Origin of the sequence: Pectobacterium carotovorum (genome assembly GCF_033898505.1) — a bacterium.
In the GTDB taxonomy this organism is placed as follows: Bacteria; Pseudomonadota; Gammaproteobacteria; order Enterobacterales; family Enterobacteriaceae; genus Pectobacterium; species Pectobacterium carotovorum_J.
This window is the reverse complement of record NZ_JAXAFK010000001.1, coordinates 299,205-316,362: the sequence shown is the minus strand read 5'-3', so window position 1 is coordinate 316,362 and position 17,158 is coordinate 299,205. Positions and strand designations below refer to the sequence as shown.

Below are 17,158 nucleotides of genomic sequence, written 5' to 3'. Positions count from 1 at the left end.
TATCGCCGCCAAAAGCCGTTCCCCAAGAGTTAGCTCGAAGCATGACGCCAACACTCCGGCGACACGAAAATGGCAGTCATAGAAGTTATTTTTTGCACAGCTATATTGGGTGCTAAGTAAAACGTTTATAGCGCAAAAAGACAAGCAGAGATCCAAAAACCAGAGTATCCGGCCTAACTATGCCAAAAAATAAGAATATAAATTGGTTTATCACGATTTGCATAACACATGATTTGCGCATTTATCGATATTCCATTGCAATAAAACTGACAAAAAACGGAATAAAATGCGTTGTTCGATCATAAAAAAAACATATTTCACAAAACGTCGCGGGTAAAAGGCAGGAGAACGTCCATAAAAAAAGGCCGGATCCTATGATCCAGCCTTTGTCTATCCATGATAGGAATGAGGTTACTTCATCGGTGTTACCACACGCGATTAGCGATATCCACGACAAGCTTCAGCTTATTCCACTGCTGCTCTTCCGTCAGGCTGTTGCCCTCTTCCGTTGAAGCAAAACCACACTGTGGGCTCAGGCAAATCTGGCTGAGATCGACATATTTTGCCGCTTCAGCGATACGAGCCTGCACCACTTCGGCATCTTCCAGTTCACCGTTCTTCGTGGTGATCAGCCCCAGAACCACCTGCTGATGGCCCGGCTTCACAAAGCGCAGCGGCTCAAATCCACCCGCTCTCTCGGTGTCGTATTCCAGGAAGAATGCATCGACATTCACTTCACCAAACAGAATCTCTGCAACAGGCTCATAGCCGCCTTCAGAAATCCAGGTAGAGCGGAAGTTACCGCGGCAAACGTGTAAACCGATGACCAAATCCGCAGGCTTATCAGCCAGCGCTTTGTTCAACACGTCGGCGTATGTCCGCGCCAGCTGTGCCGGGTCTTCACCACGTTCACGGATCTGGCGTTTTTGATCGTCAGAGCACAGGTAGGCCCACACGGTGTCATCCAGTTGCAGGAAGCGGCAGCCGGCGTCATAAAATGCATGAATCGCATCGCGCCAGGTTTGCGCCAGATCGTCGAAATAGTCAGCCAGATCGGGATAAACCGTCGCATCAATCGCTTTACGCCCGCCGCGGAAATGCATCACGCTGGGGCTAGGAATCGTCATTTTAGCGACCGCGTCACCAGAAATGCTGTTCAGGTAGCGGAAATGATCGAGCATAGGGTGCTGAGGATTGAAGCTCACTTTATCCACGACGCGAATCGCATGAGATTTCGTCTGAATACCGTTGAATTGAATACCGTGATCGGCTTCGTAGCGCTCCACGCCGTGCAAATCAGCAAAAAAGTCGAAGTGCCACCAGGCACGACGCAGTTCACCATCCGTCACAATCTGTAAGCCCGCTTCACGCTGCTTTTCTACCACTCGCAGAATCTCACGATCTTCAATGTTACGCAGCGCAATATCATCGATCTCACCCGCCTGATGTTGCAGACGAGCCTGTTTAATGGCTGCCGGACGTAAGAAACTGCCGACGATATCGGCACGGAAAGGGGATAAGGTGTTCGCCATGTGTCGCTCCTGACATGTTGCCAGCACTGACCTTCAGAAAAGAAGCATGCTGACAGATAGTTTCAATATGAAATATTTGCCCAGAGGGATAGTTACATTTAATTTTATTTAGCCATCTGGACGTCTAAATTTAAAACTATCCTGTCACGTGACAAACCACAGGGCAATGGAAGAATTTTCACATTGCATGAAGAAAATTCATTTAATGTGAAAACATCGCAAATTCGTGGGCAAGAGGAATTATTCTGGCAGGCCAATCTGCTGGCGCGCCTGACGACGTGTTTCTTCCGGCAGCGGTAAATAACCATCCTGATTCACCAGCGACTGCCCCGTTTCGGACAGCACGCGATCTAAAAATGCCGCCGTCAGCGCTTCCAGCGGCTGGCTGGGCGCTTTGTTCACATAGATGTAAAGGTAACGGGTGTAGGGATATAAACCGCTGCGGATATTTTCAGTCGAGGGGTAAATGTAGTCGCTCCCTTGTGCGGCTAACGGCAGCATTCTCACGCCGCTGGTACGAAAGCCCACGCTGGCATAGCCGATGGCATCAGTTGAAGCAGCCACCGCCTGTACAACAGATGCCGAGCCAGGCAGCTCATTAACCTGAGGAAGGAAATCGCCACGGCACAGCGCCTTTTGCTTAAAGAACCCATAGGTTCCCGACGCAGAGTTTCGCCCATAGCGCAGTAGCGTGCGCTTTTCCCAACTGCCGCGTAAGCCGAGATCGCCCCACTGTTTTATCGGTTGGTGGTTACCGCAGCGTTGCGTAATCGAAAAGATGGCGTCCAGCTGCGACAAGTTCAGCCCTGGCAACGGGTTATCCTGATTGACCAGCACGACCAGCGCATCCATCGCTACCGGCACCGCTAGGGGTGGATAGCCATAATGCTGGACGAACGCCTCAATTTCGCTGGCCTTCATCGCCCTGCTCATCGGCCCAAGCTGCGCTGCACCCGACGCCAGAGACGTCGGCGCAGAAGATGATCCGGCGGCCTGAATCTGTAAATTGACGTTCGGGTAATGCTGACTGAAATCCGCCGCCCAAAAGGCCATCAGGTTAGCCAGCGTATCCGACCCCGCGCTGGAGAGGTTGCCCGCCAGCATCTGACGAGGCTGCGCAGCGCAAAACGCGCTGAACAGCAGTAAAAAAGCGCCCGCAATACGAGTGGCGGATGTCATGGGTAGCGTTTTCCGTCAGGCCGAAGGTTTCACCGTATTTTCAGCCAGAGAGGCAGGGACAATCAACCGATTCGGCAACGTAAAGACAAAACGCGATCCCAGACCATCCTCACTCATGATTTCCAGGCGGGAATCATGATGGCTGAGCGCATGTTTAACAATCGCCAGCCCCAGGCCACTGCCGCCCGTCTGGCGTGAACGCGCCTTATCGACCCGATAAAAGCGCTCCGTCAGACGCGGCAAATGCTCGGCCGCAATTCCCGGTCCGTTATCGCTGACCTGAAATTGTGCACCCTGCGGGATCTTCTGCCAGCAAACCTCAATGCGTGTTCCTGCTGGCGTATGGTTGATCGCGTTATACACCAAATTGGATACCGCGCTGCGCAGCTGTTCTTCATTACCAAACACGCGGAGATTTTCGTTCACACGAAAGACGATCTCATGACGCCCCTGGCTCAGAGTCTGCGCTTCACGCTGCAACACGCGCAGCATCAATGGAATATCGACTTTTTCATTCAGATCGATCGCCGTCGCCGCTTCAATGCGGGACAAGGTCAGCAGCTGTTTGACCAGCCCGTCCATACGCCGGGTCTGTTCCTGCATGGTATTCAGCGCTTTCCCTCGCAGCGCCGCATCCAGCGTTTCTTCCTGCATCATTTCCAGATAGCCCTGCAACACCGTCAGCGGCGTACGCAGCTCATGGCTCACATTGGCAAAAAAGTTACGTCTGGCGCCTTCAAGCTGATGCATCTGCGTAATATCGCGCACTACCATCAGCAGTTGCCCTTCGGAATAGGGCATCACGCGGAATTCAACATGGTGGGAATTATTCAACTGCAACGTGAGAGGACGGCTAAAGTCTTGCCCTTTCATGTAATTCGTGAATTCGGGGTAGCGCAATAAGTTGAGGATATTCTGACCGTTATCCTCCGGCCAGCGGAAATTGAGCAGGTGCTGCGCCAGATGATTACACCAGAAGATCGTTCCTTCTTCGGTGGTGATCACCACGGCATCCGGCAAGGATTCAGCCCCGCTGCGAAACCGTTTGATCAGAAGCGCCAGTTCACGGCGTCGGCGTCGGTTACGCAGTTGCATCTGGTAGAGCCCGTAAAACAGCGGCTCCCAGCTCCAGCGACCGGGCGGTGGCGTCATACTGCGGTCAACCCACAGCCAATAAGAGAGTTTCAGCTGGTTATAAAAGTTCCAGCAGAGTAAGCCTAATACGGCGACCAGCAGAAACCAGGGCAGATAACCAAAAATCAGCCCTAGCAGCAAAGCGGGCAAACAAAAAAAAGCTAGCTCCAATGCCAGCCTTTTCCAGGATAAACGTTCTAGCACGTTAATATTTCTCCGGTTACGATCACCTCAGTAACGCGTTGAAAAACGGTAGCCCGTTCCCCGAACGGTTTGCACCATTTTGTCATGTCCGCTGGTTTCCAGCGCTTTACGCAGGCGACGAATATGGACGTCGACAGTACGATCCTCAACATAAACGTTAGTGCCCCAAACGTGATTCAGCAACTGTTCCCGGCTATAAACACGTTCAGGATGCGTCATAAAGAAATGCAGCAGCTTAAATTCCGTCGGCCCCATGTCCAACGCGTGCTCTTCGGTCGTCACGCGATGCGAGGAAGGATCGAGGCTCAGGCCACGCATTTCAATGACTTCTTCCACCGCCATCGGTGAAATACGGCGCATCACGGCTTTGATACGCGCCACTAATTCTTTGGGTGAAAACGGCTTGGTAATGTAATCATCCGCACCCACTTCAAGCCCGCGTACACGGTCTTCTTCTTCACCGCGTGCGGTCAACATCATCACCGGAATATCACGCGTCAGCGCCTCGCGCTTCATATGCTTAATGAATTGCAGGCCCGAACCTCCTGGCAGCATCCAGTCCAATAACACCAGTTCTGGGAACGGCTCCGACAGTTGCGTTACCGCGCTGTCATAATCTTCGGCTTCAACTGGTTGATAACCATTTTGCTCCAGTACAAAGCAGACCATTTCACGAATTGGTGCTTCATCTTCCACGACTAATATGCGTTTTGCCATTGTTAATCCTGTCGTTAATCATCGTCGCTGTTAGCAGGCGAAAGGCATTATGCGTCAGTTTTATGACAGATTTATGAAAAACACACGGCCCTCTCCGCGCGATGTTACAACGTATACATCCGATTTTTCGAGCCGCTTTCCAAACTCCGGATTCCACCGCGACAGCCGTCATCCCTGCTATATATAATCATGGCATTACGATGACAGCACACCATTCCCTATAATGACAACGTCATCCACCGCCACGCGGCATGAATATCGAGAGAGCACGATGCGCATTATCCACACCGCCGATTGGCATTTAGGACAATATTTTTATACCAAAAGCCGCGCCGCTGAACATCAGGCTTTTCTTCACTGGCTCATCGCTCAGGTGGAGCAGCATCAGGTCGATGCCATTATAGTCGCAGGCGATATTTTTGATAACGGCTCGCCCCCCAGCTATGCGCGGGAAATGTATTATAGCTTCGTGGTAGCGCTACAGCGCACAGGCTGCCAGCTCATCATTCTCGGCGGAAATCATGATTCCGTCGCGATGTTAAACGAATCCCGCGATTTGCTGGCCTGCCTGAACACGCGCGTGATTGCCTGCGCCAGCGACGATCCGGCCCAGCAGGTGCTCCTGTTGGAAAACCGTCAGCAGCAGCCCGGCGCCCTGCTCTGCGCCATTCCTTTTTTACGTCCACGCGATGTATTGACCAGCAAAGCCGGGCAATCAGGGGATGAAAAACAGCTGGCGCTACAGGAAGCGATTACCGCGCACTACCAGCAGTGTTACCAACTGGCTTGCCAAAAGCGCGATGAACTTGGCCTGCCGCTGCCGGTTATTGCAACCGGGCACCTGACGACAATTGGCGCAACCGCCTCGGAATCGGTACGCGATATCTATATTGGTACGCTCGATGCTTTCCCTGCCCAGGCTTTTCCCCCTGCGGATTATATCGCGCTCGGCCATATTCACCGCCCGCAGCGCGTGACCCAAAGCGAGCATATTCGCTACAGCGGTTCGCCTATCCCGCTGAGTTTTGACGAACTCAACAGTGAGAAGTCCGTTTGTCTGGTCAGTTTTACACCAGACGCGTCGCCGCCCATTCCCCCGCAGATAGACATCCTGCCTATTCCCGTCACTCAGCCGATGCAGTTGATTAAAGGTAGCCTGAGCGACATTGAACGACAGCTGGCCGCATTCCAGAACTATCAGGGTGACAAACCCGTGTGGCTGGATATCGAAATCAACACGCAGGATTATCTCAGCGACATGCAAAAACGCGTTCAGTCAATGACCGAGAATCTGCCCGTTGAAGTACTGCTGCTGCGCCGCACGCGTGAACAGCGCCTGCAGGCAATGACGCAACAGGACAAGGAAACGCTGAACGAGCTCAGCGTACATGACGTTTTTGAACGTCGTCTGGCAACGGAGACAGACATGGAAGAGGGTCGCCAGCAGCGTGTCCGCACGCTGTTTAATCAGGTTATTGATGAACTGGAAAATAGCGAGCCCGCCAAATGAAGATTCTCAGTCTGCGCTTAAAGAACCTCAACGCGCTGAAAGGCGAATGGAAGATCGAATTCACGCAGGAGCCGTTTTCCAGCAACGGCTTATTTGCGATTACTGGCCCGACTGGCGCGGGAAAAACTACGCTGCTGGATGCCATCTGTCTGGCGCTGTACCACGAAACACCACGGCTTGGCCTGCTTTCCGCCAGCCAGAATGATCTGATGACGCGTAATACCGCAGAATGCCTTGCCGAGGTCGAATTCGAGGTGAAAGGCGTGGGCTACCGCGCCTTCTGGAGCCAACGTCGGGCAAGAAATGTCCCTGATGGCAATTTGCAGTCTCCCAAGGCCGAACTCGCGCTCATTGAAGACGGCAAAATTCTGTGTGAAAAACTCAATGATAAGAAAGAGATGATCACGCAGCTCACCGGGCTGGATTTCGGCCGTTTCACGCGTTCCATGATGCTGTCACAAGGCCAGTTTGCCGCGTTCCTCAATGCGAAAGCAGACGACCGCGCAGAGCTGCTGGAAGAGCTGACCGGTACGGACATTTACGGCCTGATTTCCGAACGCGTGTATGACAAGCACAAACAGGCAAACGTAGCATTGAATACGCTACAGGCGCGAGCATCCGGTATTCAGCTATTGACTGATGAGCAGCGTCAGCAGGTGGAAGCACAGCTTGCCGAGCTGATCCAGCAGGAGCTGCGGGGCAACGTCGAGCGTGAGCAAGCGCTGACTACGCTACGCTGGTTTGAGCAACTGACGCAGCGGCAAACACAACTGACCAATACGCAGGCACAACATGCAAGTGCTGAATCCGCCATTCAGCAGGCCAGGCCGCAGCTCGACAAGCTAGCCAACAGTGAACCGGCAGAAAAACTGAGGCCGTTACACCAGGAGCGAGAGCGCTATCGGCAAGAGTCTCTTGCGCTCGCCCAGCACATTCAACAATTGACCGCGAAGCAAACCGCCGAGCAAGCAGCCCTGACAACGCTACGTCAGCAGGAAGAAAAAGCGGAACAGGATGTTAATGAGCACAAACAGATACGACAACAGCAAGAGCAACTGATCAACGAGCAGGTTGTGCCGCTTGACCATCGCATTGCCACGCTGGTGCAGCAAAAAATCCAGCAGCAGGACGATCTGGCAAAAGCGCAGGCTCGCCTGCACGCCGATGAAAACAAGCAAACCCAGACAGCGGCAGAGCAACAGCAGGCTAAACGGCAGCTTGAAAACATCCAGTCTTACCGCCAGCAACACGCGCACCATCAGCAGTGGGGAGTGCAGTTGCCTGTCTGGCGCACCCAGTTTCGGCAGTTGAGCCAGCTTCAGGGCGAGCAGCAGAAACTGGAGCAAAAACAGGCACAGCACACAGAACAAGCGGGTACGCTACAGCAGGCAGCCGAAACGCTGACGACACAACGTCGTGAACAACAAAAGGTCGTTGATGCAGCGCGCCAGCAGTTCACACAACACGATGAGACGCGGCAACATCAGGACGCGCACCAGTCGCTTTCCACCCTGCACCAGAGGTTCAATCAACTCATTGATCAGCGAACGGCATGCCGACAGCTCGCAACCGTCAGCGACCAGTTTCAGCGCCTTCATGTACGCAAGCAGCAGCACCTCGCCAAACAGGTTGAGATACAAGGGTATATCGACCAGTCAGACGTATTACGGAAACAGCAACAATCCGAGTACGAACAACGCAGCCAGCATCTGGCCGATCTGGAAACGGTGTACCGGCAGGAAGAACGTATCGTTAAGCTGGAAGCCGAACGACAACGGCTACAGGCCGGAGAAGCCTGTCCGCTATGTGGCTCAACCGAGCACCCGTCCATTGAACGCTATCAGGCGCTGCAACCGTCTGAAACCCAAAGCCGTCTGACGGCGCTACAGCAGGAAGTGAACCGGTTAACGACAACGCTAGCAAATACGACGGCGCAATTGTCCTCGCTAGAGCAGCAGCGGGAGCAGTTGCAGCAGGACATCGCTCAACTCGATAGCGAACATCAAACCCTGCTCCAACAGTGGCAAGATGTCAGTGAGCGCTTACAAGTTAACTACACGCTGGAACAGCAGAACGAGATCGCCGCCTGGCTTACACAACGTGAAACCGAAGAACAGGCTATTCGGCAGCAGATTACCGTTCGTGAGCAATTGCAAAAACAGTGGCAGGAAAGTAAGGATTTACTGACTGCCGAAGAAGCATTGCAGCGGGAACTCGATCAGAAAATCGCGCTGAACACCCAGCAACACACTTCGCTACGCGTTACGCAGGAAGAAACAACTCAGTCACTGCAAAATGTGCAGCAGCAGCTCACGCAGCATACTCAGGAAATTACCCAGACGTTGGCAACGGTGGGGCTTCTTCTGCCAGAAGTTGACGCACAGGATGGCTGGCTGGCCCAGCGCGAAAGCGAATGGCAAGACTGGAAAATCAAAGAGCAGGAGCAATCTCGCTTAATTCCCCTGTTAGCCACGCTGGAAAGCGATCTTCAACATCTGCATCACAGCGTGAACGAGGCAACACAGCACATCCAAACGCAGCAACAGTACCTGGAACAGCACCTGGCGTTGCTCAGCGAGAGCCAACAAGAGCGGCAGAAGCTGTTTGGGGACAGGCAAATCGCCGATGTGCGCGAACAGCTACAGCGAACCAGCCAGCAGTATGACGATGCGCTCAGGCTAGCCCTGTCAGCTCGTCAGCAAACCGAAACGACGTTGAGCCGTCTGACAGGTGAGCTGGCTAGCACGCAACAGCAGTATGAACAGAGCACGCGCCAGCATGAGAGTGCGACCGAACGCTTCACTCAGGCGCTGCAGCAAAGCGCTTTCGGTGATGAAACTGCCTTTCTCCATGCCCTGCTTGATGAACAGGAACGCCAGACATTGCAGGCATTAAAGGAAGCGCTGTATCAGAGCATGCAACAGGCGGCGGCGCTGCGTCAGCAGGCTGAACAGGAATTGCTTGCCCATCAGCAAAAACGGCCAACATCCCTGACGGAAGACGTCACGCAAGAGGTGATACAACAGCAGTTTGCTGCGCTGGATGAAACGCTGAAAACCAACCTGCGGCAGCAGGGAGAATTCCAGCGCCAGTTGGCTGATGATAAACAACAGCGTCAGAACCAGCAGGATTTACTTAACGAGATCGCCCAAAGCCAGCAAAGGAATGACGACTGGGAGACGCTAAACTCGCTAATCGGTTCAAGTAAAGGGGATAAATTCCGCAAGTTTGCTCAGGGGCTGACCTTGGATCATCTGGTCTATCTCGCCAATCTCCAGCTTTCACGCCTGCACGATCGCTATCAGCTAAAGCGTAAGCCCGGTGGCGAACTGGAACTTCTGGTGATGGATACCTGGCAGGCAGACGCCGAGCGCGACACAAAAACGCTATCCGGCGGCGAAAGCTTCCTGGTCAGTCTGTCGCTGGCGCTGGCGCTGTCCGATCTGGTCAGCCATAAAGCCAGTATCGACTCGCTGTTTCTGGATGAAGGCTTCGGCACGCTGGATGCCGAAACGTTGGATATCGCGCTGGACGCACTGGATAACCTGAATGCCTCGGGTAAAACCATCGGCGTTATTAGCCATGTCGAAGCCATGAAAGAGCGTATTCCGGTACAGATCAAAGTGCAGAAGGTTAACGGACTGGGCGTCAGCCGACTGGCGCCACAGTACGCCGTTTAGCGATTATTCGGTCTGCAATTACTCCGTCTTCGGCCAAAGCCAGGCGGCTCCGCGTACCCCGCTGGAGTCGCCGTGAATGGCCTGAAGCACGGGCGTTTCGCACTCGCCGCCAAAGATCCACTGTTTAATCTTTTCCGGCACGGTCTGGTAAAGGCGAGAAACGTTGCTCATTCCACCTCCCAGCACTACCACATCAGGGTCGAGCAGGTTAATCACATGCGCCAGCGATTTTGCCAGACGATGCTCATAGCGCTGCAACGCCAGCTCGGCGATGGGATCGCCCTGCTCTGCTAAGGCAATAATTGCTTCGCCCTTGTGCGGCTGGCCGCTCAGGCGCTGGTAATCCACGGCAAACCCGGTGCCGGAGATAAACGTTTCAATGCATCCGGACTTACCGCAGTAGCAGGGAACCGTCTGCCGATAGCGCAGCTCATCGTCATCCATCCAGGGCAGCGGGTTATGCCCCCATTCGCCCGCAATGCCGTTGCCGCCGACGTGAGCCTGACTGTTCAGCGCAATTCCCGATCCACAGCCAGTTCCAATGATGACTGCGAAGACGGTTTTCTTCCCTGCCCCGGCACCGTCAACCGCCTCTGAAACAGCGAAACAGTTCGCGTCATTGGCGACCCGTACGGGCCGATTCAGCAGCGTGGCGAGATCGAGATCCAACGCCTGACCGTTGAGCCAGGTGGAGTTGGCATTTTTTACCTTGCCGGTAAACGGCGACAGCGTACCGGGAATCCCTACGCCGACGCTGCCGCGACAGCCAATCGCTTTTTCAGCCATCTCCACCAGCGTGACAATAGTCCGTAGCGTTTCCGGGTAGTCATTTCTTGGCGTCGGCATACGCTGCCGAAAACGCTCCTGCCCTTCATCATCCAGCGCGATGACTTCCGTTTTCGTCCCGCCCAGATCGATACCGATTCTCATGATGTCTCCCCACGTGTTGTAAATAGGCCCGCGTAAGTTTGTCACCGACCTGAAAACGTTCTTATTGGTAGTAGGTACCCTAAATAATTCGAGTCGTGCAGCCAACGCACATGCAGCTTGAAGTATGACGGGTATAACCAGAGAAACCAATCAGCGACAACGCAAAGCGTGATAGGTATTCCTCTGAATCCCGGTATTTTATTCCACATTACGGCCTCGAATTCGTTATCATGCGCGCAACATTACAAACCCGCGTGCAAACCTGCGCGCCCAGTCAGGGATAACACCATGTTGTGGTTTAAAAACTTAATGATTTACCGCCTAAGCCGAGACAGCGCGCTGTCCAAAGATAACGTTTTATCTGCGGATGAACTGGAAAAACGGCTCAGCGCTTTCACGTTCACCCCGTGCGGCAGTCAGGATATGATGAAAACGGGTTGGGTATCGCCGATGGGGTCGCATAGCGATGCATTAACGCACGTCGTTAATGGGCAAATCGTTATCTGCGTCCGTAAAGAAGAAAAAATCCTGCCGTCTCCGGTCATCAAGCAAACCCTTCAGGCCAAAATCGAACGTCTGGAAGCGGAACAGCACCGTAAGCTGAAAAAAACCGAAAAAGACTCGCTGAAAGACGAAGTGCTGCATAGCCTGCTGCCGCGCGCGTTCAGCCGTTTCAGTCAGGTCTGGATGTGGATCGATACGGTTAATGGCCTGATTATGGTCGATGCCGCCAGCGCCAAAAAAGCGGAAGATACGCTGGCGCTGCTGCGCAAAACGCTGGGGTCACTGCCCGTTGTGCCGCTGACGATGGAAAACCCTATCGAGCTGACGCTGACCGAATGGGTACGTTCCGGTGAGCCGGCGGCCGGTTTCACGTTACAGGATGAAGCGGAGCTAAAAGCGATTCTGGAAGACGGTGGCGTTATCCGCTGCAAAAAACAGGATTTGGTCTGCGACGAAATCGCTGTGCACATTGAAGCAGGCAAACTGGTCACCAAGCTGGCGCTGGATTGGCAGGAACGTATTCAGTTGGTCTTGTCCGAAGACGGTTCGGTAAAACGGTTGAAGTTCTCCGATACGCTGCGGGAACAAAATGACGATATCGATCGGGAAGATTTTGCTCAGCGATTTGATGCTGATTTCATTTTGATGACCAGCGAACTGGCGGCATTGATTGCGAATCTGATTGAAGCGCTGGGCGGAGAAGCCCAACGTTAATGCTGTCGATTGTTAATACAGTCGATTGTTAATACAATCGGTAATTGCCCGCTACCATTCTGGCCGCGGGCAATACATCTTCAGTGATACATCCGTTAGACCCGGAATGCCCCGACGACGGCGTTCAGCTCTTCAGCCTGTGATTGCAACGCCCCCGACGCAGCAGCAGATTCCTGCACCAGCGCGGCGTTTTGTTGCACCATCGAATCCAACTGCGCAACCGCTTTGTTGATCTCGTTGATGCCACGCATTTGTTCATCTGCCGCATGCGTAATTTCAGACATCACCGAGCTCACCGTAGACACGCCGCCGACAATTTCATTCATCGTATCGCTGGCCTGACGAACCTGCACTGAGCCAGACGTCACGCTGGAAACCGTCGATTCAATCAGCTCTTTAATTTCTTTTGCGGCCTGCGCACTGCGCTGTGCCAGGCTGCGAACTTCACCAGCAACCACGGCGAAACCACGGCCCTGTTCACCCGCACGCGCCGCTTCTACCGCAGCATTAAGCGCCAGAATGTTAGTCTGGAATGCAATGCCATCAATCACGCCGATGATATCGCCGATTTTCCCAGACGCGACCACGATCTCTTCCATCGTCACAATCACATCGGAGACCACTTTTCCGCCCGTGCCTGCATCTTTCGACAGCAGCAACGCCTTAGCGTTAACCTGCTGCGCCGATCCTGCCGACTGCGTCACCGCCGCAGAGATTTCTTCCAGCGAGGCTGCCGTTTGCTGAATGCTCGACGCCGCAGATTCGGTACGCGCCGACAGATCGTTGTTCCCCGCAGAGATTTCATCCGCCGCGACCTGAAGCGAGGCGCTGATATCCCGAATCTGGATCATGACCTGACTGATCTTATCGACAAAGATGTTAAACGAGCGGGCAATTTGCGCGACTTCATCATGCCCTTCATCCGGCAGGCGCTGCGTCAGATCGTTATTGCCGTTGCTGATATCATCCATTGCGTCGCGGATTTGCAGCAGACGCTTGAGCGTTGACGTGATGATGAAGCCAATCACCAATGTTCCCAGCAGCGCGATGGCAACCAGCGTGATGACCGATGTAGACAGCAGAGAACGCATGCCCGCCGTAGCTTCGGCTTTGTCCAACGCCACCAGCATGTACCAGTTCGTGCCAGTAATTGGTTTTGCCAACACCAGTTTGGTCGATCCGGAAAAATCCACATCGCGGGCGCTATCCGCAGAAAGAATGTCGTTCAGGTTAATCGCAGGAGCAATCTCGGTGATATTTTTCAGCGTCAGTTTTTCATCCGGGTGCGCAATAATCGTCCCACTGCGGTCAATCAGCACGCCGAAACTCCCCGGGCTCGGGTTAATCGCTTTGACGTTTTCGATCACGCTTTTCATTGTGACGTCGCTGCCGACTACACCTCTGACCGTACTTCCTTCCAGTACAGGCGCGACGAAAGAAACCACCAGCGTATTCGTTACCATATCAACGTATGGCGCGGTCGCTAACGGCTTGCCTTCTTTCACGGCCTGCTGATACCAGGGTCTGACGGTCGGGTTGTAATCAGCAGGGATGCCGCCTGGATCGGCAAACTTGGCAGTACCATTGGCGTAGCCCATGTAGACGTTCAGGAATCCGCCGGATGCCACAATCTGTTTAAACAGCGGGATCGGATCCTCATCCTTTATCGCGCGATCGTGCAACGCGGAAATCATCTGCGTTTTAGAAGCAACCCAGTCGCTAATCGCGATACTGTGGCTAGTCGCTACCGCGTCCAGCGTATTCTGGATCGATTCCTTATTAGCGTTATTGGCGATGGTGTAATTAAGAAAGGTATTAATAACAAGCGAAAGCACAACAATGGTCGAACAGGCCGCAAGAATGCGGGAGCGCGTCGTTTTTAGCATAAAATACTCTTTGCGTAGAATAGTTATACTATCCATAACGGCACAGCAAAATAAAACTTGAATGCGATCACATTCTATCACCGCTATTTATCTTAAAAGCTGCCCTGATAATTAATACGTTCAACCACAAGATGACGACAAAAAAGGTGCCGTAGGAGCATCAAGCCAAAGATTCAGAATAAAAACCCAAGTTAAAAAAAATAATAAGGACAAACAACTTATTATTTACCATAGAAAAACATTATTGGTGCGGTACATTATTTATTGAATTTTAACAAATCAGGGATAATTCCTAATAAATTCGCCATTCTTTCGTATTATTAATTAATAAACGAAATTAAATAAAGCAGCTCATATATGGAATTAATGATTACTGTTATGAGAAGAAAACGACAGCGTATGACGAATCAAAAAATAGCGGGGTAATAAAAAAGTGGCTTTCCATTCATCACGGAAAGCCACTTTCATTTCATTGATAAGGAGAGGATAAATTACAGGTATTTACACAAATAAGAGGTCGGTTCGACTACCTGCAAATTGAACTCACTTTTTCCCGGAACGAAAAACGTTTCTCCCGGAGTGAAAACCTGCCAATCCGGCGCGCCTGGCAACAGTACTTTCAATGCCCCGGTGATGACCGTCATTTCTTCCGGCTGCGAGGTTCCAAACGTGTATTCACCCGCATCCATGACGCCGACACTCGCGCGGCCAATGCCGTCGCCTTCAAAACCGATTGATTTTACCTTCCCTGCAAAATACTCATTTACATTCAGCATAGCGCGGCACCTATCGTCGAAAAATTCAGAAAATTCATCTTAAAAGGAGAGTCGCGCCACTGTCACGATCTATTCATTGAAAGTTAGTGTTCGGTAACACTGACTGGTGATTATTTTGCCAGTGTCCGGTCATCTTCTATGCAGCCGACAAGCGCAGCGCCTTCAATACGCTTGCCACAATCGCTTCCGGCGACTGCGATGCATCGATAACGTGGTGCGCGACACCGCGATAAAGCGCCTCGCGCGCAGCCAGGACATCGGCCATCTCCTCCGCGATAGGACGGCCGGTCAGCGTGGGCCGCTGGTTATCCTGCGGGTTTTCTTCCAGGCGCTGGGCCAGCAGCTCCGCATCCGCATGCAGGTAAATAACGGTGCCTTTATCGTGCATAAAGCGTCGGTTGGCTTCCGCAAGCACCATACCGCCGCCCGTCGCGACGATGCAGCGGTTAGATGTCACCTGCTGGAGCGCCAGACTTTCACGCTGGCGGAATCCATGCCATCCTTCCTGCGCGACCACATCAGCCACCGTCATATTGGTGGTCTGCTGCATAAACAGGTCGGTGTCGACAAAGTCATATCCCAACGCCTGCGCCAGCTGATGCCCGACGGTGGTCTTCCCACAGCCTCTGGCACCAACCATAAAAATGGGGTGTGTCATGTAATGACGTATCCTTCTTCTTTACTCACCCGCCCTGTCATACCTCAAGCTGCACGTACGTCGACTGTCCCGCAACTCGAACTATTTCGGGTATCAAAGATAAATGGGGGTGATTACCTGCTTTGTCGTGGGCTGAATCATACCGATAAAATCAACAGAGAGGGAAGTGACTTCTCAGTGGAAACGAAAAGTTGAATAACTAAAAGTAAAAATGGGATGACAGGAAATATACCCTAAATAATTCGAGTTGCAGGACAAAACGTTAGCGTTTTGAACAACGCAAAGCGTTGACCCGCTAGGGCGAGGCTCATTTATGAGTCTCGTAATGCGGCGAGCGAGGGCATCCCGATGAGCTTACTCAAGTAAGTGATTCGGGTGACTGACAAACCTACCAGAGGCAGGTTTGAACGCTGCTTGCAGCGGCCCCAACGGGGCGAGGTACACGCCAGTGTGCCGAGTAACGACGCCAACGCACATGCAGCTTGAAGTATAACGGGTATAAAAAGCCCCGCGTTTAAAGGCGGGGCTACCACACTATAAACCGCTCAGGCGATTAATACGTGTGGAAGTAGTCCTGAATTACCGCAGGATTTGTTGTTTTCGTCAGCGCCAGCATCAACAGAATACGTGATTTAGCCGGGCTCAGAGAATCGGCAACCAGACCAGGCTGGCCTGCATCCGGTGGTACAATACCGCTACCGGTACGGCTGGAACGTACAACCACAATGCCTTTGCTTTCCGCTTTACGGATGCCTGCGTCACTGCGTTTAGATACGCTACCGGCGCCCATCCCCGCATACACAATGCCTTTTACGCCGTGTTTGATGGCTGCGTCATACATGTATTCTGGATCGTCCTGATAGCCATAAATAATGTCGACAGCAGGCAATTTATCTACGTTGGTCAGGTCAAATACGGAACGCGTGGTGTGGATTTTGTCCAGGCGAGTCTGGTAGTAAACTTTGTCACCGATAATCACACCCAGATAACCTTCTTCCGGCGCTTTAAAGGTATCCAGCGTAGAAGCGTTGGTTTTGCTGATGAAACGGGCAGAACCGATACGGTCATTCAGCACCACCATCACCCCACGGCCGCGGGAATTTTTATCCGCTGCAACTTTTACCGCACCGTACAGGTTCATTGGGCCGTCGGCGCTGATGGCCGTTGCCGGACGCATCGCCGCAGCAAAGACCACAGGCTTGTCACTCTTCACCGTCAGGTTCAGGAAGTAAGGCGATTCGTCGAGCGTATCCGTACCGTGTGTAATCACCACGCCATCAACATCGCTGCGTGCCAGCAGCTCGTTCACACGCTTGCTCAGCTTCAGCAGAACATCGCTGGTCATATTTTCACTACCGATGCTGGCAACCTGCTCACCTGAAATATTGGCAAGCGTTTTCAGCTCTGGCACCGCTTGAATCAGCGTCTCTACGCCCAACGCACCCGCTTTATACCCCGTGGTTTGCGTGTTGGCCGCTGCGGAACCCGCAATCGTACCGCCCGTTGCCAGAATGACAATGTTAGGTAGGTTTTCTGCCGCATTTGCCAGAGACGAAAAACAAACAAAAACAACAACGAATAATGCGTTAAACATCCTTTTCATAACATATACCAACTTATTGAGTTAAGTGGCAGATCAGATACGTCAGGTGCCTGATCTGTAAGTAAAAAACCTCAACTCTGTTGGCAGCCTGCCAACATTGGCGCTTATAATGCCCCAGAATTCAACGGATT

At 52.7% G+C, this 17,158-nt stretch carries 12 protein-coding genes; 3 read left to right on the top strand and 9 right to left on the bottom strand.

Annotated features, from left to right (window positions below; all coding sequences use genetic code 11):
- Positions 1 to 425: 425 nt before the first annotated feature.
- The 4 genes from R9X49_RS01280 to phoB form a co-directional block, all read right to left on the bottom strand.
- On the bottom strand, positions 426 to 1,532 hold the full coding sequence (locus tag R9X49_RS01280) for a cobalamin-independent methionine synthase II family protein (RefSeq protein ID WP_319846912.1): 1,107 nt from the start codon (positions 1,530 to 1,532) through the stop codon (positions 426 to 428).
- A gap of 240 nt (positions 1,533 to 1,772) precedes the next feature.
- Entirely contained in the window at positions 1,773 to 2,711 is a 939-nt protein-coding gene (locus tag R9X49_RS01275; protein ID WP_319846911.1) for a phosphate ABC transporter substrate-binding protein, read from the bottom strand.
- Between the two features lie 15 nt (positions 2,712 to 2,726).
- A complete protein-coding gene (gene phoR, locus R9X49_RS01270) occupies positions 2,727 to 4,049 on the bottom strand; it encodes a phosphate regulon sensor histidine kinase PhoR (protein ID WP_012773693.1) in 1,323 nt (440 codons plus the stop codon).
- Positions 4,050 to 4,076: 27 nt separating this feature from the next.
- Positions 4,077 to 4,766 (bottom strand): phosphate response regulator transcription factor PhoB, encoded by a 690-nt coding sequence (gene phoB / locus R9X49_RS01265; RefSeq protein ID WP_005975981.1) that lies wholly within the window; start codon positions 4,764 to 4,766, stop codon positions 4,077 to 4,079.
- Between the two features lie 271 nt (positions 4,767 to 5,037).
- On the opposite strand from phoB, the gene sbcD reads away from it, so the two are divergent.
- Together sbcD and R9X49_RS01255 are read left to right on the top strand one after the other, a co-directional pair.
- On the top strand, positions 5,038 to 6,276 hold the full coding sequence (sbcD, locus tag R9X49_RS01260; protein WP_319846908.1) for an exonuclease subunit SbcD: 1,239 nt from the start codon (positions 5,038 to 5,040) through the stop codon (positions 6,274 to 6,276).
- The gene (locus R9X49_RS01255; protein ID WP_319846906.1) at positions 6,273 to 9,956 is read left to right on the top strand and encodes an AAA family ATPase; all 3,684 of its coding nucleotides are present in this window, start codon (positions 6,273 to 6,275) and stop codon (positions 9,954 to 9,956) included. Before sbcD ends, R9X49_RS01255 begins: the two co-directional genes overlap by 4 nt.
- Positions 9,957 to 9,974: 18 nt before the next feature.
- Here the strand turns inward: R9X49_RS01255 and mak are convergent, their stop codons facing one another.
- On the bottom strand, positions 9,975 to 10,886 hold the full coding sequence (mak, locus tag R9X49_RS01250; RefSeq protein ID WP_319846904.1) for a fructokinase: 912 nt from the start codon (positions 10,884 to 10,886) through the stop codon (positions 9,975 to 9,977).
- 288 nt (positions 10,887 to 11,174) lie between these two features.
- Between mak and rdgC the strand changes: the two genes are divergently transcribed.
- Positions 11,175 to 12,104, top strand: a complete 930-nt coding sequence (rdgC, locus tag R9X49_RS01245) for a recombination-associated protein RdgC (protein WP_319846903.1) — start codon at positions 11,175 to 11,177, stop codon at positions 12,102 to 12,104.
- Between the two features lie 95 nt (positions 12,105 to 12,199).
- On the opposite strand, the gene R9X49_RS01240 is transcribed toward rdgC, so the two are convergent.
- The 4 genes from R9X49_RS01240 to R9X49_RS01225 form a co-directional block, all read right to left on the bottom strand.
- Complete coding sequence (locus R9X49_RS01240) at positions 12,200 to 13,990, bottom strand: methyl-accepting chemotaxis protein (protein ID WP_319846902.1); 1,791 nt, start codon at positions 13,988 to 13,990, stop codon at positions 12,200 to 12,202.
- 491 nt (positions 13,991 to 14,481) lie between these two features.
- Positions 14,482 to 14,766: a pyrimidine/purine nucleoside phosphorylase gene (gene ppnP / locus R9X49_RS01235; RefSeq protein WP_319846901.1), complete on the bottom strand. Its 285-nt coding sequence runs from the start codon at positions 14,764 to 14,766 to the stop codon at positions 14,482 to 14,484.
- A 136-nt stretch (positions 14,767 to 14,902) separates the two neighbouring features.
- Positions 14,903 to 15,424 carry a shikimate kinase AroL gene (aroL, locus tag R9X49_RS01230; RefSeq protein ID WP_319846900.1) on the bottom strand — a complete coding sequence of 174 codons (522 nt, stop codon included), beginning with the start codon at positions 15,422 to 15,424 and terminating at the stop codon, positions 14,903 to 14,905.
- Positions 15,425 to 15,977: 553 nt separating this feature from the next.
- A complete protein-coding gene (locus tag R9X49_RS01225; RefSeq protein ID WP_413775867.1) occupies positions 15,978 to 17,027 on the bottom strand; it encodes a type II asparaginase in 1,050 nt (349 codons plus the stop codon).
- Between the last annotated feature and the right edge of the window lie 131 nt (positions 17,028 to 17,158).